Origin of the sequence: Pseudoalteromonas sp. NCIMB 1079, assembly GCF_040567695.1 — a bacterium.
GTDB classification, from domain to species: domain Bacteria; phylum Pseudomonadota; class Gammaproteobacteria; order Enterobacterales; family Alteromonadaceae; genus Pseudoalteromonas; species Pseudoalteromonas distincta.
The window spans coordinates 2932347-2957304 of sequence record NZ_JBEWZA010000001.1; the positions used below are offsets into that span (position 1 = coordinate 2932347).

General features: G+C 36.2%; 25 protein-coding genes. 5 read left to right on the forward strand and 20 right to left on the reverse strand.

The window, feature by feature from the left end; all coding sequences use genetic code 11:
- Window positions 1–2: 2 nt before the first annotated feature.
- Complete coding sequence (gene pseC / locus ABX891_RS13580) at window positions 3–1205, forward strand: UDP-4-amino-4,6-dideoxy-N-acetyl-beta-L-altrosamine transaminase (protein WP_354629728.1); 1203 nt, start codon at window positions 3–5, stop codon at window positions 1203–1205.
- Here pseC and ABX891_RS13585 read toward each other — a convergent pair.
- Genes ABX891_RS13585 through ABX891_RS13625 form a run of 9 tightly spaced genes read right to left on the reverse strand, consistent with a single transcriptional unit; the run spans window position 1163 to window position 9001 of the window.
- A complete protein-coding gene (locus tag ABX891_RS13585) occupies window positions 1163–2296 on the reverse strand; it encodes an aldehyde dehydrogenase family protein (protein WP_002959358.1) in 1134 nt (377 codons plus the stop codon). The genes pseC and ABX891_RS13585 overlap by 43 nt on opposite strands.
- The gene (locus tag ABX891_RS13590; protein WP_002959359.1) at window positions 2280–3323 is read right to left on the reverse strand and encodes a LuxE/PaaK family acyltransferase; all 1044 of its coding nucleotides are present in this window, start codon (window positions 3321–3323) and stop codon (window positions 2280–2282) included. Before ABX891_RS13590 ends, ABX891_RS13585 begins: the two co-directional genes overlap by 17 nt.
- Window positions 3310–4653 (reverse strand): AMP-binding protein, encoded by a 1344-nt coding sequence (locus tag ABX891_RS13595; RefSeq protein WP_002959361.1) that lies wholly within the window; start codon window positions 4651–4653, stop codon window positions 3310–3312. Before ABX891_RS13595 ends, ABX891_RS13590 begins: the two co-directional genes overlap by 14 nt.
- 1 nt (window position 4654) lies before the next feature.
- Window positions 4655–5401: an SDR family NAD(P)-dependent oxidoreductase gene (locus ABX891_RS13600; RefSeq protein ID WP_002959362.1), complete on the reverse strand. Its 747-nt coding sequence runs from the start codon at window positions 5399–5401 to the stop codon at window positions 4655–4657.
- On the reverse strand, window positions 5394–5633 hold the full coding sequence (locus tag ABX891_RS13605; protein WP_002959364.1) for an acyl carrier protein: 240 nt from the start codon (window positions 5631–5633) through the stop codon (window positions 5394–5396). The genes ABX891_RS13600 and ABX891_RS13605 overlap by 8 nt, the downstream gene beginning before the upstream one ends.
- A gap of 1 nt (window position 5634) precedes the next feature.
- Window positions 5635–6183 carry a GNAT family N-acetyltransferase gene (locus ABX891_RS13610; RefSeq protein ID WP_033020799.1) on the reverse strand — a complete coding sequence of 183 codons (549 nt, stop codon included), beginning with the start codon at window positions 6181–6183 and terminating at the stop codon, window positions 5635–5637.
- Window position 6184: 1 nt separating this feature from the next.
- Window positions 6185–6925, reverse strand: coding sequence for a cytidylyltransferase domain-containing protein (locus tag ABX891_RS13615; protein ID WP_033020801.1), 741 nt, complete (start codon window positions 6923–6925; stop codon window positions 6185–6187).
- Window positions 6922–7998, reverse strand: a complete 1077-nt coding sequence (gene pseI / locus ABX891_RS13620; protein WP_002959370.1) for a pseudaminic acid synthase — start codon at window positions 7996–7998, stop codon at window positions 6922–6924. Before pseI ends, ABX891_RS13615 begins: the two co-directional genes overlap by 4 nt.
- Entirely contained in the window at window positions 7985–9001 is a 1017-nt protein-coding gene (locus ABX891_RS13625; protein WP_002959372.1) for a hypothetical protein, read from the reverse strand. The genes pseI and ABX891_RS13625 overlap by 14 nt, the downstream gene beginning before the upstream one ends.
- Before the next feature lie 133 nt (window positions 9002–9134).
- On the opposite strand from ABX891_RS13625, the gene ABX891_RS13630 reads away from it, so the two are divergent.
- Genes ABX891_RS13630 through ABX891_RS13645 form a run of 4 tightly spaced genes read left to right on the forward strand, consistent with a single transcriptional unit; the run spans window position 9135 to window position 12128 of the window.
- Window positions 9135–10028 carry a nucleoside-diphosphate sugar epimerase/dehydratase gene (locus tag ABX891_RS13630; RefSeq protein ID WP_002959374.1) on the forward strand — a complete coding sequence of 298 codons (894 nt, stop codon included), beginning with the start codon at window positions 9135–9137 and terminating at the stop codon, window positions 10026–10028.
- Window positions 10029–10487 carry a glycerol-3-phosphate cytidylyltransferase gene (gene tagD, locus ABX891_RS13635; protein ID WP_033020803.1) on the forward strand — a complete coding sequence of 153 codons (459 nt, stop codon included), beginning with the start codon at window positions 10029–10031 and terminating at the stop codon, window positions 10485–10487. It abuts the gene before it with no gap.
- 19 nt (window positions 10488–10506) lie between these two features.
- Window positions 10507–11448, forward strand: a complete 942-nt coding sequence (locus ABX891_RS13640) for a glycosyltransferase family 2 protein (RefSeq protein ID WP_002959378.1) — start codon at window positions 10507–10509, stop codon at window positions 11446–11448.
- A complete protein-coding gene (locus ABX891_RS13645) occupies window positions 11445–12128 on the forward strand; it encodes a hypothetical protein (protein ID WP_002959380.1) in 684 nt (227 codons plus the stop codon). The genes ABX891_RS13640 and ABX891_RS13645 overlap by 4 nt, the downstream gene beginning before the upstream one ends.
- Before the next feature lie 39 nt (window positions 12129–12167).
- Here ABX891_RS13645 and ABX891_RS13650 read toward each other — a convergent pair whose 3' ends face one another.
- The 11 genes from ABX891_RS13650 to ABX891_RS13700 form a co-directional block, all read right to left on the reverse strand.
- On the reverse strand, window positions 12168–13190 hold the full coding sequence (locus ABX891_RS13650) for a class I SAM-dependent methyltransferase (RefSeq protein WP_002959381.1): 1023 nt from the start codon (window positions 13188–13190) through the stop codon (window positions 12168–12170).
- 32 nt (window positions 13191–13222) lie between these two features.
- Entirely contained in the window at window positions 13223–14353 is a 1131-nt protein-coding gene (locus tag ABX891_RS13655; RefSeq protein ID WP_002959383.1) for a cytidylyltransferase domain-containing protein, read from the reverse strand.
- Window positions 14354–14356: 3 nt separating this feature from the next.
- On the reverse strand, window positions 14357–15061 hold the full coding sequence (locus tag ABX891_RS13660; protein WP_002959385.1) for an SDR family NAD(P)-dependent oxidoreductase: 705 nt from the start codon (window positions 15059–15061) through the stop codon (window positions 14357–14359).
- Window positions 15058–15972, reverse strand: a complete 915-nt coding sequence (locus ABX891_RS13665) for a phosphoglycerate dehydrogenase (RefSeq protein ID WP_002959387.1) — start codon at window positions 15970–15972, stop codon at window positions 15058–15060. Before ABX891_RS13665 ends, ABX891_RS13660 begins: the two co-directional genes overlap by 4 nt.
- Window positions 15969–17039, reverse strand: a complete 1071-nt coding sequence (locus ABX891_RS13670; RefSeq protein WP_002959390.1) for an AroB-related putative sugar phosphate phospholyase (cyclizing) — start codon at window positions 17037–17039, stop codon at window positions 15969–15971. Before ABX891_RS13670 ends, ABX891_RS13665 begins: the two co-directional genes overlap by 4 nt.
- The gene (locus ABX891_RS13675; RefSeq protein ID WP_002959392.1) at window positions 17036–17695 is read right to left on the reverse strand and encodes an SDR family NAD(P)-dependent oxidoreductase; all 660 of its coding nucleotides are present in this window, start codon (window positions 17693–17695) and stop codon (window positions 17036–17038) included. Before ABX891_RS13675 ends, ABX891_RS13670 begins: the two co-directional genes overlap by 4 nt.
- On the reverse strand, window positions 17688–18698 hold the full coding sequence (locus ABX891_RS13680; RefSeq protein ID WP_002959394.1) for a Gfo/Idh/MocA family protein: 1011 nt from the start codon (window positions 18696–18698) through the stop codon (window positions 17688–17690). Before ABX891_RS13680 ends, ABX891_RS13675 begins: the two co-directional genes overlap by 8 nt.
- The gene (locus ABX891_RS13685) at window positions 18695–19303 is read right to left on the reverse strand and encodes an SIS domain-containing protein (RefSeq protein WP_002959396.1); all 609 of its coding nucleotides are present in this window, start codon (window positions 19301–19303) and stop codon (window positions 18695–18697) included. The genes ABX891_RS13680 and ABX891_RS13685 overlap by 4 nt, the downstream gene beginning before the upstream one ends.
- A 262-nt stretch (window positions 19304–19565) precedes the next feature.
- Window positions 19566–20903 carry a glycosyltransferase family 2 protein gene (locus ABX891_RS13690; RefSeq protein WP_002959397.1) on the reverse strand — a complete coding sequence of 446 codons (1338 nt, stop codon included), beginning with the start codon at window positions 20901–20903 and terminating at the stop codon, window positions 19566–19568.
- Window positions 20903–22813 (reverse strand): class I SAM-dependent methyltransferase, encoded by a 1911-nt coding sequence (locus tag ABX891_RS13695; protein WP_002959400.1) that lies wholly within the window; start codon window positions 22811–22813, stop codon window positions 20903–20905. Before ABX891_RS13695 ends, ABX891_RS13690 begins: the two co-directional genes overlap by 1 nt.
- A 45-nt stretch (window positions 22814–22858) precedes the next feature.
- Entirely contained in the window at window positions 22859–24952 is a 2094-nt protein-coding gene (locus tag ABX891_RS13700; protein WP_002959402.1) for a motility associated factor glycosyltransferase family protein, read from the reverse strand.
- Window positions 24953–24958: the final 6 nt, after the last annotated feature.

The following is a 24958-nucleotide window of genomic DNA, read 5'->3' on the forward strand; positions in this document are numbered from 1 at the left end:
CTATGAAAAATAAAGTCATTCCTTACGGTAAGCAAACTATTTCACAAGACGATATAGATGCCGTTGTTAATGTATTAAAGTCTGACTGGCTTACACAAGGCCCTAAAATACCCGCTTTTGAGCACGCAACTGCTAATTACTGTGGTGCAAAATTCGCCTGTGCAACGAATAGTGCTACATCAGCATTGCATATTGCTTGCTTAGCGTTAGGCGTTGGCGAGGGTGACACCGTTTGGACATCCCCAATTTCATTTGTTGCCTCTGCTAATTGTGCTTTGTATTGTGGGGCAAAAGTAGATTTTGTCGATATAGACCTCGAAACAGGGAATATGTCTTCATTGGCCTTGGAGCAAAAATTATTCGAAGCAGAAAAAACAAACTCTTTGCCGAAAGTTGTTATTCCTGTTCACCTTGCGGGTCAATCATGTAATATGCAGGCCATTGCAAATCTAGCCAAAAAGTACAACTTCAAAATAATTGAAGACGCATCTCATGCTATTGGTGCTAAATATCACAATAAACCTGTTGGCTGTTGCGACTACTCAGATATCACTGTATTTAGCTTTCACCCCGTTAAAATTATTACCTCAGCTGAAGGTGGTATGGCAGTATCCAACTGCGAAGAAATCGATAACAAGATGAAGCTCTTACGCAGTCATGGAATTACTAATAATCCTGATGAAATGACCGAACTAAGCCACGGTCCTTGGTATTATCAACAAATTGAACTTGGCTTTAATTATCGAATGACAGAATTACAAGCCGCACTTGGGTTAAGCCAGCTAAATCAACTCGACAGCTTTGTGAAAGTACGAAATCGAATTGCAAAACAATTCGATGTATTTTTTACTGAGCAAAACATGCAATCGCTGTTAAGCACTGAAGATGCCTACAGTAGTTATCATTTGTATATTTTGCGCTTAGAGTTTAGCAATCAAGCACAGCAAGCTATGATGATAAAACAACTTAGAGCTCAGGGCGTACAAGCTCATTTACACTATATTCCAATATTTTTGCAGCCTTTCTATCAACAGCTGGGCTTTGCTAAATCAGCCTTCCCAAATGCGATAAAATACTACTCTCAAGCTATTACTATTCCCTTACACCCAACACTTAACGAGCAAGAAATTAGCACGGTTAAAAATACAGTTAAGAGTCTTTATCAACAACTCAGTTCTGCGAGTAAATCCACACCATCCCAATGATGATCAAATGTGAGCGCTTGCCCTAAAGCAATCGTTCTAATTGCAGCTGTAGCAAGTTGATTTTGCCCACTGGCGTTTAATCCAAAACAACTAATAGTTTGTAATTTATCCGTTTTATTTAATTCTAAACGCTGCATTTGATAAGACAAAATCAAACCATCACCTTGGTGATGTAATAGCATATCTGGTAAAAATGCCACTAATTCACAACACATAAATTCAGAATATTTATCAATAGCTTGTATATTAATATTTGCAAGTAAAATTAACTGCTGTAAATGATATAAACGATTGGCTTTTGCGGTTTGGCTAAACTGTGATTCATCTTTACTAAGAGCTAAGCGAAGTGCCTGCCAAAATAACTGCTGTAACTCTAAGGATGTCTGATACCACAAGATAGCTTTAGGTGAAGAACAAGCTTGTTGAGAGAAAGCATTAAAGTCACGAATAAAACGTGTCACAGCAAGGTCAACATCGAGATTTGTCGAAAGACGAATGACCGCTAACGAGTATCGATCAGGGAAGCATACTTGGTGTTGAACATTGGCTTGTTGATTGATTTTTTCTATTGCATCATCGCCACCCCAAATGATCCGCATATCGCAATGCTCACTAAAATGCTCAGTAATATCCTGCACATTACTTGGATAAGATACAATGGCACACAATGAGTTTAATACCGAGTATGGATGCAAGGATAAAAATTCATTCAGTAAAGCTATCAACTGATAAGTTTGCTCGCCACTGCGATCACTGATCCTCACAATATTACAGTTACCGCAGAGCATACTCAGTAGTAAACTATAAAAATACACTGTATCGACATTAGCCGGAGTAATATGAAAAACTAATCCTCGTGGCTGACTATGATTTAGCGCCATATAGTGTTTTTTCATAGCAAGTATATTTGCCTTTCGACACCAAAACCCCAGTGCTGATATTGCATTCGATTGCTGCTTTTCCAACAAAAACTGTGAGAAAGTAGCAATATCAGCAACAGTATCATCTAGAAACGGCACTGCCTGCGGTGATAACTGCGTGAGATCCCCCTGCAATTGCTGCAATGAGGTATGTTTAAATAAAGGTGTCACTACAGCCCCTAACTTGTGATTTAGCTAGCCGCCCTTCTACCGTAAAGTATTTACCCAGTCGACCGCATTGGCAATTATCTTCACCATGCAAAGTGCCTAAATCCTCGGTTAATAAACGATGTCCGGGATAACTTTTGGCTAGCACTGACTCAACTTGAATTACCCCTTGCGTATGAGCAGGTAAAGGTTTCTGTGTAGCTGCATCAACGATAGTAATATCAGACCAAACAGGCGTATGTAAAAAACCATGCTCACACTCAATATAAATCGTGCCCGTCTGTTCCACCATGCCATAATAATCATGCACCTTAATAGCACCGAGTTGCTCTGCAACAGCTTGTTTAAATACATTATTGGTCACAGCATGCTGTTGCATTTTTTTCCAACCACCACCGTGTAGTAATACTCCTTTTTCAAACTGAATCTTTTTACCGCATTTAACCAATGCCTGAATAAATTGCTGCCAAACAATAAAAGTAAAACCAAAGATAAACACTGGTGTAGTACTGTATTTTTTAAAAAAAGCATCAATGACAAGCATATTTAAAGTCATATCATCATTTAGTGCAAAATGCGGATCACGACCAAAAAACAACATGCCTTGTATGCCTGCTGCACGTGCTGACATTGCTGATTTTTTTTGTACCGTCTGTTTCGCATCAATAATCAACATAGGTAAACGTTGCTTACCTAACCAATGCTGCAATGTTTTTGTCAGAATTTTACTTTGTAACTGCGCAGTCTGTGCATCTAATGATATCTTAGATACCGCGCCGCTGGTGCCCGACGAAGTTAATAAACGATGTTGTTGATCTGCATTTATGCTGGACAACAAAAACTGCTTAAATAAGGGTACAGCTAATGGCATTGTATCAGCGAATGATTGCTGCAAACGCTGATAAGACACACAATACTGCTTGTGGTAACTATCTAAAAATGCAAGTTGCACATTTAAAAAAGCTTGCTTTTCATTATTAGCTAAACCATAAACGGGTAATTCTCGCAACTGTTCATCAGTTAAGTGCATGATAGTCTACCTTACCGTTGCTAAGTCTCGGGATCGCTTTCAAATGAATAATACTGACTAATCGACTATGGCATTTGAGCTTATCGGCTAGCATTTTTTTTATATCAGCATTCGTGTGTTCACTAACATAAGCATTAAATACATCTTCACTGCCAGTACAGATTACCTCTAGAGCAAGTTCAGTACTTATCCAAGCTTGAACTTCATCAAGATTAATACGCTTACCCGTAAGTTTACAAATACGTTTTGAGCGACCCACTATTTGATAAAAGCCGTTCTCTAGACGTTGTGCAATATCGCCTGTTTTTAACGGTAAATTTTGCGTGAATGTATTCAGTTCTGCCACTGAATTCGCATAACCACCAAATACGTTATCGCCAACCACACACAACTCTCCAGGCGTATTACAGGCAGTAACTTCTTGCTCGACTCCATCAATGAGATGCAGGGTTGTATTAGGGATCGCCTGGCCAATCACCCCAGTATTTTCAGTAAAATTCTCGGCGGGCAAATAAGCAATTCGTGCAGTGGCTTCTGTTTGTCCATACATAGTATAAAATTCGACATCAGTAGCCTCTGTGAAATTAGCAAGGGCCTGCCACTGATTCTCAAGCAGCTTTCCACCAGCTTGCGCCATGTAGCGAATTTGCTGTAAAGGTAGTTTGTCTAAACCCAGTCGCACCAACAACTGAAAACTAAATGGCACACCGTAAAAGCTATTTACTTTAAATTTTTGGAACTGCTGCCAAAAACTTGCTGACATTGGGCTCTCTTTTTGTATAACTATCGAGGCGCCACACGCCAAGTGACTGTGCAAAATAGACAACCCGAATGAATACGAAAGCGGCAAAAATGTCATTGTTACATCGCTACTTTTTATCGGTAAAAACTCACAGATTGAGGCACAATTAGCCGCAATATTTGCTTTACTTAACTTCACCAGCTTTGGCGAACCAGTTGAACCGCTGGTAGATAAAAGCACACTGAGTTCAGCTGCAAGCTTATGTTTTATCTTGCTAAATGGCTGAATAGTTTGTTCTATAATTATAAAGTTAACTTGATAACGATCGTACAAAGCGTGTTTTTCGGTGTCACTTAATGACGGGTCAACTAAAAGTACCACGTGCTGCGTTCTTAATAATGCTAAATAATAAACAACAAAATTAAGGGAAGAGTTTGCAACCAGTGCAATCAATTCTCGCTCAATTGGTAAGGTACTTTGAATATCACATACTTGCTGTTCAAGCTCTATATAATCAATTGCCTGAGTACCATAAAACAGTCGTCCTTGAGGATTTTTTGCTGTTAGTTGCCAGAACATTCCAGCCATATTACAACCTTAATCCGCCATCAACCGCAATTGTTTGACCCGTAATATAAGCCGCTTGACTGCTTAACAAAAATGCCGCCACATTGGCAATATCTTCAGCCCGCCCTAAACGTTTAAGTGCGGTACGTTGACTGAGTTGCTGTTTCTTTGCATCATCAAAATGAGCGATTAACGGTGTTGCTATAACCCCTGGTGCTAAAGCATTTACACGAATATTATAACTTCCTAGTTCCTGCGCTAAACTTGTCACTAACCCTTTAATAGCGGCTTTCATACTAGCATAGACAACTTGACCGCTACTACCTTGCTCTGCAACAACAGAACTAACTAACACGATACTACCGCACTTTTTACGAAGCATCAGTTTGCTAGCGCCTTGGCAAAGTAATAGTGCTGCTTTTAAATGTATTTGATATTGTTGATCAATCTGCGCATCACGGCTCATTATCAAAGGAGCTTCAAGCATATCACCAGCACAATGCACAACCCCTTCAAGATTAATCTTCTGCAGAGAAATAGAACTAAACAGTTGTTTTATATCTGCACTATCACCTAAATCAGTAATCTCTGTGAGTATATTTGCCATGGGATGACTTAATAGTAATTGCTCTCGCGCCATGTTTAGTTTTTCAGCATTTCGAGCAACCAAAATTACAGCTTTATGTTGCGCCGCAAGGTTACTCGCAGTGGCATATCCTATGCCACTGTTAGCGCCTGTGATCAACGTATAAGTAGCGGTGTTATTCAAATGACACTCCGTACTTAGCTAAAGTTTGCTGGGCTTTTAAAAACGAACTCATATCTATAATATCATCCGTATCAAACATAATATCAAATTCGCCTTCCAGTTCTGCAATTAACATCATATGGCTCATTGAATCCCATTTAGGATGTTCAGAATAACTAAGTTCATTGCACACTTCTTCTGGTGTGATCTCTAATACGTTAACAAATACAGTGGTGAGCTTTTCTAATGACACATTAACCTCGATTTAAAAAGTGCTTTATTTTAGTTGCTGCTTGCTCAAACACTGATTGGTTGAGTGAAATGCTGAGCATATGATTATCACTTGGGTGTTCAGTGAGCTGATAGCCAAGTTGTTGATTATAGCGAATTGCATCTTGGTTTTCCCGCCTTACTTCTGAGTTTAAATGTAAAATATTCAAATCATTAAACGCATAATCCAGCATCACTAAAGACGGCGCAAAGGCCAGTATGTTATTCAGGTAGTGTGTATCAGAAATATAAAGTCCAATACTTGCAGTCTCTGTTGTTTCAAGGTTTTGCTGTGCGTGAATATTAATAACACCAATCGCAGCTGTTTTATAATTAATGATAAAATGCTGCTGCTTATCATCTACAAGCATCGCATTAAACCATTGTTGATGATGCTGCCACTGTATAGCATCCCTACTCTTCATCTGGGTCCTAACATGATCAAGGTTTCGCCATTGCCAAACGCGCTCACAATCACTTGCTTTAACTTCACTTAACTGTACTGCATAATTTGCTAATCGAGAAAGACGCACGTTATTCTCCTAACTTTTTTTGTTTTACATCTTGATTGAGCAAAGCTATTTCAGGGCGTGATTTAAAAAAATCTAAAATATCAATGTACTTAGCTACGCTAATATCACTGGGATAAGCCGTCACTAATTGTGTAAACATCTGTAAATCTCTTGGCTCATCAATACATAATCGCGCATAACCTTGATAATCACATGGTACTTTACATTGACTAATTTTAAATTGCTCTGGATGCTGGTACAAATAAGGCGTTACATGCTCTTTTTGATAATCTTCCACAGCATTTTTTGCAGCCATTTTTAACGCCTTAACCGACATTATCTCTGCATCAAAACCACGGATATGTTCACCGATGTACAGGCTCGAATAATCATCACCTTGAGCAATATGATAAGCGATTAATTGATCAACAAGTTGAGCATCCACTAACGGGCAATCAGCAGTCAAACGTACAATACGGTCATCATCATTCAAGACAAGTACCTGCATAACATCAGCAAAGCGTTGTAATACATTAAGCTTACTACCGCGAAAAACCCTGACTCCTAGTTTTAAACAATGCACAGCAACATCATCGTCATTATTATGATCACTCGTTGCAATTACATGTTCGGTAATATTTTTTGCCGACTTAAGACGTGTTATATGGTATTGCAACAACGATTGATCATTAACAGTTTGTAGCACTTTTCCTGGTAGTCTTTTGGAATCATACCGAGCTTGTGAGCAAGCAATCACTTTCATTTCTGAACATACTCCAGCTTCATCGCGCTACCTTTATTCAATGCTTTACTAGCAGGCTTACCTAGCATTGAGTTTAAATAACGTGGATGTAAACCAAGGCCGGGTCTAACTGAGCGTAAATTTGTTTCAGTAAATAACTCACCCTGTTTAATATCTTGCGCTATATACAAAGAACGTCTAAATGCGACGTTATCTTGCTCGCTTTTCGCTAAGCGAAAGCTAGGCTCACCAAGCGCGCTAGAGGTCGCTGTTGTAGCATCAACCATCGCTTTAAAGGCACTAGGACTTAATGAAAAGGCAGCATCAACACTTGTTGTATCATGTTCTAATTTAAAATGTTTTTCTATAATACTCGCCCCCAGTGCAACTGATACTATCGCAGCAGTATCGACTAGACTATGGTCACTTAAACCAACAGGAAGTGCTAAGTGCTGTTTTAAATAAGCAAGTGTTGATAAATTACAGTCATTGATTGGTGTAGGGTAACCGCTGACACAGTGTAAAACTGCCAACTGTTTACCACCAGCTTCTTTTACCGCAGTCACAGCTTCTTCAATTTCATCAAGGGTGGCCATGCCAGTTGACATAATGATTGGCTTACCTGTTTGAGCCGCGTATTGAATCAAACCTATATCTGTAATTTCGAACGAAGCAATTTTATATGCAGGGCAATTTAAGTCTTCTAACAGATCAATTGCAGTTTTGTCGAATGGCGAAGAAAAAAGTGTAATGCCATGTTGCTTTGCTCGTGCGAATAACGCTTCATGCCAATCCCACGGAGTATGTGCTTCTTCATATAAATGATATAAAGTACGGCCTTTCCAAAGTTTATCTTTAACAACAAACTCTGGCCCATCATGGTTAAGTGTAATCGTATCTGGGCGATAAGTTTGTATTTTAATTGCACTTGCCCCCGTTTTAGCAGCAGCATCAATTAATTCAAGTGCTTTATTAATATCGCCACCGTGATTTCCAGAAAGCTCAGCAATCGTGTAAGGCTGACAACCCTCACCAATTTTAATACCGTCAATAGTAATGTGTTTTTGTAGTTGCCCTACATCAAATTGAGTCATTATTGTTTTTCACTATAAGTCGATTAATTGCATCTAAAATACGTGTGGCGGCTTTGCCGTCGAGCGATTCGTTCGCCACTTGCCTTAAATTACTTTTCTTATCGGCTGATTGTAATAAAAGTAAAGCCTGATGTGTTATATTTTCAATGCTTCGCACGCTGTTGCGCAAATCTAGACCAATATAAGCAGTACCGCATAAAGGCGATAAAAGCGCTTGCTGTTGATTATCGGCCATCACCAAAGCAAGCGTTGGCACACCTAAATAGAGCAACTCGTAAAGGCTCCCCCCAGCACCTGCAATTGATATATCAGCTTGAGCCATAATTGCAGCAACATTCATTGCATCTAGATGAAGTGTAATTCGATTACAAGCCAATAAATTCTTTAATTCTTCGAGAGTTTGCTTAGCCATCGAGTTTGTCGCTAGTACATCAATATGCTCAACAGCAGAATGCGACAGTAAAGCATGACATATTTTAGCCGACAACATTTTGACATCAGTACCACCTAAACACACTAATACCCGACCACTTTTTCGAAAAGTAGTATGAGATTGCAACAAAAACTCTTGGCGTATCAGCCTATAACTTAGACCTTGCAATATTATAGATGCATTATGCTTACTCTCAAACGCATCGCTAGGATTTACTATTAAATCAACCGCTAGGGTAGGCTCATAAGTATTATCATCAAACAAAACTATACAGCTCACACTTTGCTTTAAATTTACAAAATTCAATTCAGTTAAGTGATAATCATCAATTATCAACACCTCTGTATTATGCAATTGCGTTGTTAAGCATTTTCCTTCTAACAACACTATTTTTATTGGCAGTAAATATAATCGTTTTAGTATTGTCGGAGCAATATCATATGCAAACAAAACAATCTGATAGTTTTGCAGTAAAGCAGCTTCAATTAATGCTAACTGGCGCATAATGTGGCCAAAACCAATTGCTTGACCTGCATTTGCATAAAATGCGATTTTTCTTTGCTCTTTCATACAAATAAGTGCTCGAAGAAACTATCAAATGACTATGCCTTCAGTTAAGCTTATATTCAAGTACACTAGCAAAATTAACTAAATGGTCTAAAGTTTGCTTAATTTTTAATATGTAAATAATAATACAAATACTATGACACAACAAACAGCCTATATTTTTGGTGCTGGTGACGCCGGTATCGCCGCATACAACTTTTTAAAAGCTCACTATAGTGTAAAGGGTTATATTGATAATGATGCTGAAAAACAAGCAACCAAAATAAATGGTTTGAACATATATGCCTCTGAAAAGGTTCTTCACTTTGAATTTGATTATATTTTTATTGCCAGTGAGTTTTTTGAACAAATAGAGCAGCAACTTATTACTAAATTTGGAGTAGCTGCTCAGAAAGTGAAAGTACTCCCAGCTCACGCTATTAAAGTAACAAAACTTGGTGATACCAAAACTAAACAGCGGGCAACTCAATTACTTGGCCTTATTTGCAGAGCCTTGAGTCTTAAATCGATAGATTACTTTGTTGATGCAGGCACGCTATTAGGGATTGTTCGCGATGATGAATTAATCCCATGGGACGATGATTTAGATATCGCCATCGCTCACCCCCATGCAAAACAGTGTTTAAATGCACTCAATAAGCTAATACCGAAACTAGAGCAATGTTTTGGTGTTGCATGGAATATTGCTGAGAATTATGCAAAGAGTGACTACGCTACAATAGAAGAAAATGATATTGCTAGTTTTAAATTACGCCCATTAACTAATCTCGAAGAGTTCCCACAAGTTGATTTTTTTATTAAATATATCAATGGTAATGAAATGTATCATGTTATTTCATCACGCGGCTTCACCTTTAAAAGTAAACATATGTTTCATCGAAAAAACATTACGTTTAAAGCTCACAACTTAATAATCCCTAAAGAAGCTGAGAGTTACCTACAGGATCACTATGGTGATGACTGGCGTACACCGAAAAAAGAGTGGCATTTAGGACAGATAAGTAATGCAACCGTTTTTAAGGGGGAGTAGATGAAAACGATTTTAACTTACGGTACCTTCGATTTGTTCCATATTGGCCACTTGAATCTACTACGTAGACTAAAAGCAATGGGTGATCATTTAATTGTTGGTGTATCCACAGATGAGTTTAATTTAGAGAAAGGCAAACAAAGTATTTATAAATATCAGGATCGTGCCGATATAGTAGAAGCAATTGGTTGTGTAGACTTAGTTATTCCAGAATATAGCTGGGAACAAAAATTAACTGATATAGAAAAATACCATGTAAGTACATTCGCTATTGGCAATGATTGGGCAGGTAAGTTTGATCACTTAAAAAACCAATGTGATGTTATCTATTTACCAAGAACAGAAAACATTTCGTCTACCGCTGTAAAACAAAGTATCAATATACTAAATACAGCCAAAATCGATGAATTTAAAAAAGCGCTTGATGGTATCAAAGCAATTATAAACACAATTCAGTAAGTTATAACAGGAAATGAAAATGCATCTATCTGCTCAGCCATTAGTATCTATTTTAATGCCTGTTTACAATTGCGCGCCTTTCCTGAATGCTGCAATTGAATCTATTTTAAATCAAACGTATAAAAATTTTGAGCTCCTAGTTATTGATGATGGCTCTACAGATGCAAGTCTAGGAATAATTAAACACTACTCTTCTATAGATAAACGCATTAGGTTTATTTCTAGAGAGAATAAAGGCTTAATAGATACAATTAATGAAATGGTTACGCTTGCTAAAGGTGACTACATTGCTCGTATGGATGGCGATGATATTTCACTACCAACCAGAATAGAAAGGCAATTAACAAAAATAACTTCTGAAGAAAATATTATGCTCGTTGGGTGCTGGATTAAACTGTTTGGAGGACGATCTGAAACCTGGCACTACAGACGCACTAACGATGAATCGCGAGTGATTAGTTTGTTTGCCCGGTGCTGTTTAACACATGCTTCCTTTTTAGCACACAAAAGCTTGTTCCAAAAATACCCTTTTAATCCAAACTATACACACTTAGAGGATCTTGACTTCTTAAACCGTGTAATACGTGGAGAAAATGGCAAGATATTATCTGTTCCAGAAGCACTATATCAATACAGAATACACAACAGCTCTATTTGCAATACCTTTGCCGATGTACAAAAACAACGTCGTATCGAATTATTACAAACACATTTGAAGCACTACAGAATTCAATTCAATGTTGATCAACTAAACAGTTACTTTAAGTTTTGCGAACAGCAAAAAGTATTAAACATATCTCAATTAAAAGAAATTTTGTTAGAAGTTTGCACATTATCTCAGCACTCTTTTCCCGATTGCTTTTTGGAGTTTGAACTAAGGTGGCGCACTTACTGTAAACGATTTAACTTTCCTTACGAGTCTCTTGATAGCAATCTGTCACAGCGAGTTTCACTTTTATGATGACATTACTTGACGCATTTACTGAACAAAGAGCCCTGAATAACAATTATAAAGATATTGCGGCTTGGAAGCTAGGAGGTACAAATCTAGCCAGCTCTAAACACTTTAACCCTGAACATTTATTCTATGGCCCATTAAAAAGTCCACAAATTTTTTCGTACTTAGACAAGCTGATTGATACAACTGCTCATTTAGCGGAGCTTGAAATTACTTTTAGATTAAACGAACAAATTGAAACCAATTTTTTTATAGATTACCCAATCACTTCAGCTTGTAACTTTATAAGCAGTGTAATGCCATCAGTTGAGCTTCCTTATTCAAAACATGATTTATCTAGCATAACCTTACCCGATCTAATTAGAGATAATTGCGCCGCTGGTGCACTGATTATCGGTAAAGAGATAGAGTGGAATGATTCATTAATAAGTAATTTTAGCGGCTGTATTGAGCTTTTAGATCACAAAAAACCTGTTACCGAAGGGCTTTACAACAACCTTCTTAAGTCCCCATTCAATTTATTAACAGACTTTTTAGAATTAGCAAAAAAGCATAATTTACCACTTAGGGAAGGACAGTTAGTGGCAACAGGTGGAATTAGTCCTTGCGTTGAGATAAATGCAAAAAAGAAGTACCAAGTTAACTTTAATCATCTCGGTACTTTTAGCTTTACATTGATCTAAAGAAGCTATTAAACAAAACTATCGCTCAATAAACTTAAATTAACCCTTTGATAAAACTGAAATACAGTCATGACTATTTCTAAAATGTTGTGCAATGACTGAAAGCCCATTTTTCATAGCGATCTCGGTAATTTTGAGGTCTGTCATATCTGTACGATGGCCAATATCCTTTTCACCTTTACCACTATGATCTAACCAAATAATACCACCTTCATTTATTAATTTAGCAAACTGCTTTATGTAGCCTTCAACAATATCAGGATGCATATGAACCATTGAGTCAAAACATGCAATCAGATCATATTTTTTACCTGATAAACAAGAAAGGCTTTGGCCATCATTTTGATAAAATTGCATTGGAGTAGTTAAATTTGAATATCTTTTTTTACACAAACTAAGGCAAACTTCATTCATATCGACTAAATCTATAGAGTTTGCATATCTCAACAATTCATATGTAAACCTTCCACCACCAGGTGATAACTCTAAAATATTTAGGTTATATTGATTATTTAAGTATGGTTTTAGGTACTCATCAGACAGCTTGGCTATGCTACTCAATGTATGTGAATTTCCACCATCCCAAGAGTATCCGTAGTTATCTAAATTTAGCCATTTACTTTCAGAGCCCCACCGATCTCTATTATATTTGATATTTAAATTTGCATCTGTAATTGAAGCCCTAACTTTATCGTTATTTGCTGGAACATATGAGAGGTTTAAGGTTAAAATGGTGTCCTTCTTAACACTATAATTATTTACAAGTTCATTAATAATTTCACTTTCTCGGCCAAGAACCGTTACAAGTAAAATGTCATAATTCACTTCTGATATTTGATGAAGTGAATAAAGTTTTTCTGATGATTCTGAACCATCATGAGCTCTATCAGCAACTCCAACTACGCACTCACCTAACAAACTTGCAATGATGCGTCCAGCCCTACTATTCCCATATAATAAAACTTTCTTATTCTCACGTTTTAGTTCTTCAATAAAATCATAAGCTCTATTCAATTTAACGCTAAAAGAGTAATTTTCCGCATAGTTAATATTTCTTTCCATTTTAGTATCCGCTTTAAAAGTTTGATTGGTGATTATTTATAGACATGTACTACATCACCGCGACTTACAGCTAGCCTGATTGCAGGCTTATCGCCAATAGCGGTGATTTTATGCCACTTATTTTTTTCTATAAAGACCATATCCCCTTTGGAAACTACAAGCGACTCATCTTCAATATCCCATTGCCACTGCCCATCAACGATATACCACCACTCATTCCAATCAGGGTGATAGTGACGACGATTACCTTCTCCTGGTAGCTGAGAAATCAATGTCGCGCTATTGCTTTCAGAATTTACAACTCGATAGCACCAAGACTCACTACTGTCCATTGAGTTAATTATATCCTGAATATTACTCAGCATTTTATTTTCATTTTCAAAATTAGAATGGTGGATCCCATCTAGCTTTAAAATTGAAGGTACATCCGCTTCAGCTTCTGAAGGCTCGACGTTGTTCTCTTGGTAGTATTTAGGCAGAGTTTTGCCCTTATTTTCCACGTATAAAAGCACAGCTTCTGCTAACTCAAAATCTTCTTCGTTATCAATATCAACTGTAGAAAAACCCTTAATTGGAAAGTATGCTACCTTCGAGTTGCCACCATGATATGCAAAGCCATATTCTTTAATATTTTTAAGGAATGTAGCTGTTTGATACCCCATAAGCACGGTTGCGTAACTAGATACAGGCACCATATCTTGAGAGGATATATGAGGTTCATTTTTTGAAAAGTTAACTTCATTCCCCTGATAAACAGCCGCAATCTGATGGTCAACAACAGAAACTAACGTTTCCAAGCTTTCATCTCTCATTTTTTGTACAAAAGCTGTAATTTCTTCAACCGTTAAAAATGGTGATGTTGGCAAAATTTGAATGACAATGTCTGCGTCAACATTCTCACAAAAATCAGTAAGAAATTGATCATTATTTGTTTGGTCAGCAGCAAGCGAACTTGGACGCTTGTAAAAGCTAACTCCATACTCATCAGCAATTTTATCAAACACGTCCGCTTCAGAGTTTATATACACTTCATCAAAAACACCTGACGCTTTTGCTGTTTCTGTCACATATGCAATTAGAGGTTTATCGCCTAGCATACGTAAATTTTTTTTCGGAACTCGCTTACTGCCTAGACGAGCAGGGATCATTGCTACTATTTTCATTTTTTACCTACTTGTAAATCCACCATCAAGGATAATATTTTGCCCTGTGATATAAGTGTTCATTTCTGAGCCCATAAAATAAACCGCTTGAGCGACCTCTTCAGGTCTAGCTAGCCTTTTTAAAGGGATTGTATTGATAATTTCCTGCTGCTGTTGAGGACTGAGGTTTTTATCTAACATAGCAGTTTTTGTTGGACCAGGTGAAACGATATTGACCAAAACACCGTGTTCAGCAAGACTCAATGAGAGGGCCTTAATTGCACCAACTAAGGCTGATTTACTCGCACTATAGCCAACAGAAGTTGGTTTAGAAACAACACTGGCAATCGACCCTACGAATACCACCTTACCAGTGTTTTGAATAAGCTCAGCTTTCACTAACTTATTCAAAAGCTTTAAGGGTGATAATGTATTAACACAAAACATATTGTCTATATTAATGGATTCGTATTCACCAAATGGCTGAGGTTCTATGATACCGGCATTAAAAATAACGGCATCAAATGCCCCTACAGATTCAATATCTTTACAAAAACGATTAAACGACTCAGTATCTGTTAAATCTAATACAAAAAGTCCGTCAGTAAATTCTAGAGATAAATTAGCATCACGCACAGTGCTATAAACATTATAATCAGCATCAGTAAATCGTTGACAAATCGCACTGCCAATTCCGCTGCTCCCTCCTATTACCAAAGCCTTATTCATAAATCCCTCAAGTTATGAATTGCCGATTTACCCATTGCAAGCGTTGCTTCCAGTGAATTTCCACCAATATGAGGTGTAGGAATTAAATTAGGTATTGATAATAGCTCTAAATCAGTTGGTGGCTCTTGATCATAAACATCGATTGCTGCCCCTGATATTTGTGCCTTCAGTAGACTATTTTTCAATGCTAGTTGATCTACCAACTCTCCTCTTGCTGTATTCAAAAGAACCGCCGAAGGTTTCATCTTTGCAAGAAAACGAGTATCAACAAGTTGCTCTGTCTCGACAGTTAACGGAACATGAAGTGATACAATATCCGATTGATTGAGTAATGAATCTAATGGCACTTGTTTTACGTTATTATACTCAGCGATCAATTTTGATTTATCTAAAATATCATTGATCAAAATATTGCAATCAAATGGTTGCAGAAGCCTAATAAATTCTTCACCAATATGACCAGCACCAATAATACCGACTGTCTTACCGTAGAGGCTGACCCCACCACTTTTACGCCACTCACCATGGGATAAAAGGTTTGATGTTGTATAGAGGTTTCTTAGTAGCATTAATGAAAACCCTAAGCTCATTTCAGCTACAGACCCTTTGTTAACTCCGGCTTTATATAACACTTTAACGTTATTTCGCTCACAAGCATCAAAATCAATATTATTCAAACCAACACCAAATTTTGATACGTATTTAAGATTCGGCAATTTTGATAATACATAATCATTGATAGATTCTAATGCAACGATTACTGCATCGACATCAGAAAGAAAATCGACTAGTTCATTATCATTAAGCTTCTTGCCCGTCAAATTTAGTTTATATTCGGGGAAAAAATGAGCTAAATAATTAATAAGCGTTTCATTTTTTGAAAATGCTTTTGACGTTACTGCTACTTTCATTTTGAATCCAAAATCTCCATTAACTGATTGATAGCTTGTTCAACTTCAGTTTGCAACACGTCGTGGTACATCCCAACAGAGAACTCATCACTGTTGAGAAGGACGAAAGTCAAATCATTTGTTCTACGCTTTTTATCCTTTTTCAATGCCTCAATGATTGAATCTATTACGACATATTCAGGATTTACAGTCAGATTAATATTATCTAAAAGAAGCTGCTCATTTAATAAGTTTAAGCATTCAGCGCTAATCAACCCGCGGTTCAAGCTTATGATGTTAGCTAAAACCATTCCTATCGTGATTGCAATACCATGAGGTATTGCATATGACGAAGCGTACTCAAGTGCATGCCCAAAGCAATGTCCATAATTAAAAAGATTACGCTTACCTTGATCAAACTCATCTTGTGAAATATAACTCTTTTTAACTAAATGGGTTTCATAAATAGCTTTTTTACATTTACCTTCTTTTACTCTTTTTACAAGTTGCTTAATGTTAGAAATATTTGGTTGTTCGTGATCTGAAAGTAATAGAAATTTAATAATCTCTCCTGAACCGCTATCAATTTCTTGTTCAGATAAAGTTCTCAAAAAAGCTTCTAAAATGTATATGTTATTTGGTGGGTAAAAGCTACCAATTGTATTTTTATAGCTGTCTAGATTTAGCGATGTTTTACTACCAACGCAGCTATCTGCTTGCGCTAGTAGAGTAGTCGGGATAAAACTCCATTGCACACCTCTAAATAGAGTAGATGCAACAAAACCTGAGATATCTTGTACTATACCACCACCAATACTAATTAAATGCGAATTCCTTTTAAAGCCATAACTTAATAATACTTTATATATTTCAATAACTTTATCTAGATTCTTGTGTTCTTCTAATGCATCAATAAGCAGGCTATTATTTTCATTGACAAAAGATAACTCCTTGCTAAATGCTTGGAAAACCTTTTTATCAATTATGTAAAAAGCATTATCTTCAAACTTTTCCTTTAAATCTAGAAATTCATAACCATAGTGAACAAGGTAGTTATGTATATTTGAAGGGATCTCTATTGTATTCACGATAAAAAACCTCCATCAATAATCGTCGCTTGCCCTGTAATAAATGTATTTTCTGTAGCAAGATATAAAATATGTTTCGCGATTTCTTCAGGCTTACCTAAACGGTTTAGCGGGACCTGCTTTAATAGCTCATCTTTTTGAGATTCTGATAAGCTTTTTGCGGTTAATTCTGTATCAATAAAGCCGGGACATACTGCATTCACCAAAATATTATCCTCAGCCAATTCTCTAGCTAACGCTTTAGTATAACCTATAAGCCCAAATTTAGTGCCGCTGTAAAGGGTTCTATATTCTTTAGAGCGAACTCCCCAAATAGATGAGACATTTATAATACGACCTGATTGTTGCTCTTTCATATAGGGAACACAATGCTGAATGATCTGTAAAGGTGCCGAGAGGTTTACCTGATTAATAAGCTTTAGATCATCAGAAGTGATCTCTAAAATTGGCTTAATAATATTAATGCCCGCATTATTAATAACCACATCGTATTCTGCAGTTGTTGATTCAAAAAATGTACTTATAGAAACCTCACAGCTTAAATTTAACTCATTACGACTCGGAGCAATTACATTAAACCCCGCTTTAGTGAATATTTCTTGAATGACGCGACCTATGCCTCGACTACCGCCTGTTAATAAGACATTTTTAGTCATAGAAACCACTCTTCGCGTAGATTCGCTCAACTAAGTCAAGTACCTTATAGGCATCCCCACTCGTTCCATTCACAATTTTTTCTTCTCCTTTTACAGCTGCAACAAACTCAGCTAACTCAAGCTTCCAACTATCGTCATTCTCAAACCAAGTTATATTTTCAGCAGGCTTACCCATAGCAAATGTCACATCTTCGAATTCCCTTTTTGCAACAACAAGCGTTTCTGGCGCATAACTTCTAGAGTCAGATAATATGCCATCTAGGTTGACAAAGCCGTTTTCGAAGCACATTTCTAATAAAAACTTATGTTTCCATTGAGTTGCCGATGAGTGCATCGATGCCATAACACTATCACTTTGTAGCAATACAAATGCATTATCTTCCACACCGACCGGCCAGAAGCTGTTTTGCAATGTTGCAGAAACAACCTCAAAGTTAAGGCCTGACAAATAGTTATACAGATCAAGCATATGGATACCTTGATCCATCAAAATCCCCCCGCCTGAATAATTTTTAAAGTTACGCCAATTATCTTGGTAATCAATACTCCCTGCCTTGCCATAAACACCACGTAACCAAAGTAACTTACCCATTTTGCCACTATCGATAATCTTCTTTGCTTCACTCACACTATAATGGAGACGATGATTAAAACCATATTTTAGTACTGTTTTTGCAGATTTTTCAGCAGCAAGTACTTGCATTAATTCTGCAGTATTTTTTGCTGGGGGTTTTTCGCAGAAGACATGAATGCCTTTTTGCAAAGCACGAATAGTGTAATCAGCAGCGACATGATTAAATGCACAAATAAAAATAGCCTCAGGGTTTACTGCAAGTAAATCATCAAAGCTATCAACACTTAAATTGGCTAAGTCATCATTACAAATGTATTCATCATTTTGTTCATAGATAGCAACTAATTCAGTATCTTTATTCTCTAATATCGTTTTTGCGCGGATTTTCCCCATTTTACCGAAACCGGCAATAGCAACGCTGATACTCATGCTTTAAACCTTTTACTGTAGCTTTTCTTCTCAGGCTCTAATGATAAAAAATATGAAAAAATCATGTGGTCAAAAATCATATGAAGGTCTTCAACAATACCGTATTCACCGGCCTCAGTTTCAACATGATAATTGTAAGTGGAAAGCTCTTTTAAACGGCCTCCAGAAAAACCTGATAAGCCTATAATTTCAGTACCAACTTCATGTGCATATTCAATTGCTTTCACAATATTAGGAGAGTTGCCAGAGCAGCTAATTGCTATCAATAAATCATTATCCGAAATTTCATCAACAATTTGTGCGTAAAAGATATTTTCGAACCCTACATCATTAGCAATTGCAGTACACAAAGCCGAGTTATCTGCCAAGCTTTCGATTTTAAAGTTTCTAATATCTCTTAACTTCAAACCACCACCAAAGTCATTTGCCATATGCGAGGCTGTTGCAGCAGAGCCACCATTCCCAATTACATAGACGGTACCATGACGCTCATGGCACTTCTCTAACGCAAATATGATTTTGCTAATTTCAGCAGTATTGATACTCTCAAGAGCACTTATTAATTTTTTTATATACCCTTCAACAAAAGGTTTTGCATTTTTCATGGACTTTCTCTTTCAAGTATTTATGTAAATCAACTCATTGCTAAGAAGCTTTACCATAATCAAATCTAAAACAGACCTTAAAAACAAATTGATCAATAACGTCTAATATTTTGCTAATACACCCATAAAGTTTTTGGACACAGACTAAAGCAACAATTGACTCAAGCATAATGAGTGCCACTTTTTACTATTAACCGCTCAAAAAACGAAGATTAAATACAGCTTTTTGGTTAGCTCAGCTTAAATTCAGGCTATATCAACGCTACTTTTTAAACGTTATTACTTTTTCAATAGGAACTGATTGCTCTTCTAATAGAAAGCGCATTATTTCTTTCTCTCTCCCGAGAATCGAAATAACAATAATGTCAAATTGACTAGCATCTATACAGCTCGGATTTAGTACAGCTCGACTTAATTGAAAGCTCTGAAGTTTGTCAATATTACTAATCATATCAAAAACATAACAAACAGACTCACCTAAAATAGCTTTAATTAGCTTTGATACATTACCATTTCCATATAATGCAATTTTGCTGTGCTTCTTTTTTAGCTCTGAAAAAAAGAAAACAAATGCGTTTAGATCGCGAGATAATGCAACATTATTAGCGCTACAAAGGCTAGATTTATAGATTTCATTTTTTTTAATTTCTGAAGAGCACTTTTCCTTCCACAAGGAAATATTCTCGACGTATTTTTCTAATTGCAAAATACTTTTACTCTTCAAGAGCTCTAAGTTAGACTCCTCACTATAGATAGAATGTAACCTTTGAACAACGATAGATACGTATTCTTGCTTTAAAGGACACCCCCACAACCCCTTTAAACACAACAATGCCACTGAAATAAAACGCAGATGGATTGCATCAGCATATTGACAATCTAAGTTTTTATTTTCTAAGAATTCTTTTGTAGTGTGAGCAATTTTAAAAAGATCATTAATATTCACTAGCTTTATTTCATCTGTTATTGAGCCTCCCCTCTGTACATAAAAATATAGGGCTACATCAATACTTATAATTTCATTTGCTAGTAAATAAAGCTTGTATGTTGTAGCAATATCCTCATATAACCAACCTACAGGAAATAAAACATTAGATTCTATAAAGAAACATCTTTTAAATGCCTTTGTACACACTGAGCTGTCAGATATACAAGCAATAACAGTATATGGAGAAGGTGTCTGATTATATGCTGACTCAAAGATAACATTATCATTACTTACTCTTGCTAACTTAAATTCAACTATATCGGGAAACTCATTTTGCAAAATTGAAGTATATACTGTAGCTAAATATTCTAAATGGACATAGTCATCACTATCCACAAATAGTAAATATTTACCAATAGATTTTTCAACGCCAAAGTTGCGGGCAGAACTAAGACCACCATTTTCTTTTTCGAAGTATTTAAATCTACTATCACTAGTTAAGAAACGCTTGCATATATGAAATGAAGAATCAGTAGAACCATCATTGACTAATACAACTTCAAAACTGGAGAAATGTTCTTGGTTTTTTATTGTTTCTAAACATTTAAATAAATATCTCTCAGTATTATAAATAGGTACCACAATACTAAAAAAAGGTTGTTCACAAGCCATTACTTACGCTTCTTCTTACAAATCATCATCTGCGTAGCTTGGTGGTAATTTGTGATTCTATGATCAATAACATCAAAAAACTTTGATAGATAAGATTGAAACTCTTCAAAATTCCATTCTCGTTGATGAGTAAGGTTTTTTGGTGGTCCAAACATAGCGGGATCATCTTTACTGTAAATAAGCTCTCTAGCTGAAGTAGATAATATTAAATATTCAAATGATTGTCGGTCTAAGTAAGACAATAACGCATCAGGATTTACTATTTGCTCAATCACGTCAGAGCAAATAATTACATCCGTCGATATTTCTTGAACTTGTGAAGAAAAATCAGATACTTTCCAATTATTATCTGGGTATTTTTCTTTCAAAACATTAACGTTCTTTGGTAGCTCCAACCCTAAAGTACTGTAGTCTTTAAAATAGGTCATCAACTTAAAGCCTGAACCACAACCAACGTCTGCAATACTAGTAAAGCGATTTTTAACCATTAATCCAAGTGCATGCAGATAAACTTCTAACCTCCACTCATCTTCATGGCTTTGAATGTCATATTGATGAAAAACTTTTCGAGCACAATAACGCTGATCCATTTCATATTTATACTCAGGAGTGAGACTAATGAACTCTCGTTCTTCAATTAAGTTTTTAACTCTATAGGCTGCTAACTTACCAGGAGGTATTGTTGAACTAATATTACATTTACGTTCAAGAAATTGACGAGCTTCGTTCTTACCATAACTTCTATCATTTTTTGCAATTTTCAGACAATTAATTAAGTCGGGAATTGTCTTAGCTATTTGGTAAGCACCTTCTGGGTCTGCGTAAAGTTTCACAGTTTCTCCATGGGGATTAAAATAAATAACCTGTCTACCCATTGCTAAGCTTTCAAGTATGACGGTACTAAATCTTGAAACGACAATTGATGTATCATTTATTGTGTCATAAACACTTTTCGTAGAAACAAGCTCTGTTGGGAATGAACCATTATCAGCATGATGCTGAGAAATAATAAAAGGTAATTCTGCAGATTGACAAGCAGACATTACGTCATTCACCCACTGTTCCCTAGCTTCTTCAAAGCTACCATATGTAAAATTAACATTGATCATTACTCGATCATTTCTAGGTAATGAGGATCGTTCATTGACAAGAGACCACATTTTAGGTAAACCGACTATTGATGTTTTTTCAACTTTATGTTTCAAATGATTTTGATCATCTTTACCCATTAACAAAACAAACTCTACAGTCTCATATGCATTCCTTTGATAAAGGTAATCAGCATCTTCAAAATCCTCTATTCCATCAACTATCCCAATAGTGAGTTCACCATTTTCTCTTGCTTTCTTTAAAAATGGATGACAGAACCCAACTTGCCAATCAGTGGAGGATAAAATTGCTTTACGTTTCGTATAATCAACCTGGTCTTTATGTACAGTTCGAATATCGTTATTCTCTTCTAAACCTTCTTTGAAATTTTCATTAATGTTAGAAGAAATATCTATAATGGCGGAAGAAATATTTAGCTCTTTTAGTTCTCTAGCTATTATTGACAAATCATAAATGTTTGACTTATTTGATGGTAAAAGTAACACATCAAAAAAATGTTCTTCTTCAACGAATTTAATATATTCATCATAAGAAATTATTTCATAGCCTAGCATATTATATAAATATACCTTACTAGTATTGAAAGCGGCAGCAATTTTTCTCCAATGATTAGGGCTATTTATAATAACAGCTTCATGTTTCGGCAAGTTTTTAGAAGAAAAAACCCCATCCTCTGATTTGAAGTTATCAACAAAACCAGCAAAGTAAATATCTTCTGGAAGTGTATTTCTAAGCTTAATAGAGAGATCGTTATATGGAGCTAAAATAACCTTCTTTTTATTTAGTTCTGATATTTTCATCAATACTCCGAAACTTTTTATAAAAAATTAGTAGATCTTCAAAGTTTATTTTTTAATATTATAGAAAGACCAATCACACTTTTCTGTCGCGCTTGTAGCTAAGTGCTCAGCTATTTCATCCAAATAATCAATCCACAATTTATTTAAATCAGAAAAAACATTTAAGCAGTCTTGTTCTCTCTCATATTTATATAAAATAGTTAGCATTGGACAATGGTAATACAACAAAGTACCTTTAAACAACTGAAAAACATGACTAAAAACACTACCTCTAAATGCATATAAATAGCGTTGCTGACGCTTTAACAACTCATTTGCCTCAGAGACTGTTGCAAAGCTTTCACTTGCAATATTTTTTAAATTTGACACCAATTCATACGCTTTTTTTATGCCAAGTGTGTTTTCATCAAGTGATGGAAACGGCAATTGATGAAACTGACTTTTAATAACATCAATCACAGCTTGTTTATCAAAATCCAAATCGAGTGAGACCAATTCATCAGCATGTGTTGCTTGAGTCCCTCGTATCTTAGCACCTGGTCCTACATTCCAAACATTTGCTCCAGTTTTATAATAGAGAAGGTCTTCTAGCTGTTTCACTGACATTGAATAAACGCTATTACTTGATACTTCTCCTCCAAAATTTCCTGGCAAGCTGTGTTCTCCCACTTTATTTGGGAAATACCTAAACTTTGTTTTACTTTTATCATCGTAAATACTATGTTTTGAATGATGAGCAGAGTCATAGCTTCCATTATCTACTCCAAAGAGATGAATATTTTTAAAGCCAAAACTTAAAGCAAAAGATAACCCGGCATTTGCAACCAGAGGATTAGAGTAAGGTACTGAAGTTAAACTCTTTCTGTTTTGTAGTGCCAACATAATATTAACAAAGTCTGTAGCGGCTTCATTACCTTTTAAGGCTAAACCGGACCATTGGTATAAATCCGCAGTGTCTGGATACACAGTATTTAAAGCAAGTAGATTTAATTCCCTATAAACCTCAGGTGATGCCATATCCAATACGGCCTGATAATTACGGTATGGACGTTCAACTAGAATATGAAAATCAGCTTTCACACCCATTGAAGTCAGCGAACCTAATGCACTACCGCAAGCAAAAATGATTGCCTTGTGATAATTTTTTTTAATAAACGCCTCTGCTTCATCCAGAGAAGGTCCATTTCCAATGATAAAAATAGGAATATCGGCAAAAGCGGCTATTGCAGGGGTCTCAGCATCGTAAAATGGAACTTGCTTATTAACTAAGTGGTAAGTGTGAGCTAAGCCTGTTATTGCATCATTATAAAAACCAAAGCCAAATTGAAAACGGAAATAATCTGCAAAAAACTGGTTTACTAAATTAGCTAACGTGTCGTCTGGGTAATGCTGTAAACAGAAACTTCGAACAACAGAGAACGATCCTATATCTTCAACAACCGTGTTTAAGTCATTTACAAGATCTTCTTTATTTGCACCGATATGTAAAAATAAACAGCGGCCTTCTTCATCAACTTTTTTTATTATCTTTTGCCAGTCAATACAAAAGAGACTTGCAAAAAATACTTCCAAATCAGGCTCAATTATAAATAAGTAATCAAACGTTGTCTTATCTAACAAAGGTTGCAGATGGTAACCTAACCCTAGACCAAAAATAATTCCTGAGGGAAATTGTGAGGGCAAAGACTTTAACTGTTCGGGCTCAACTCCGTTCTTGAGATCCAACATATATTTGCCCAAAGTCTGCATATACCTAATATGGATACGCTGATCTCGGCTTAGAGGGTTATATCGAGTGTATTCTGTCAATGTTAGGGTTGGATTTTTTACAGCATGCTCTACTTGCTTCCGAACCTGCTCGATTGGGTCATCCCCATACAAAGGAGCTTCTTTATCCCGCGGCACAAAATTGCCGTGTCCAGACTTGGTGACATGAAGACAAAAATCTTCGCGAGGTTGAAACTCTTGAATAGCTTTAAAAACGTCAGGGTAATAATATTCAAATGCGGCTAAGTTTTTTGTAAAGCGCTCATTCGCCTCTATAGCAAACTTCTCTTCTCTTAACTCATGGGCTTGTGCTTGTGTGAGCTTTTGTTCTATATCGTTTATTTGCTCTTGAAAATTCGGAGGAAGAGTCATTGATAG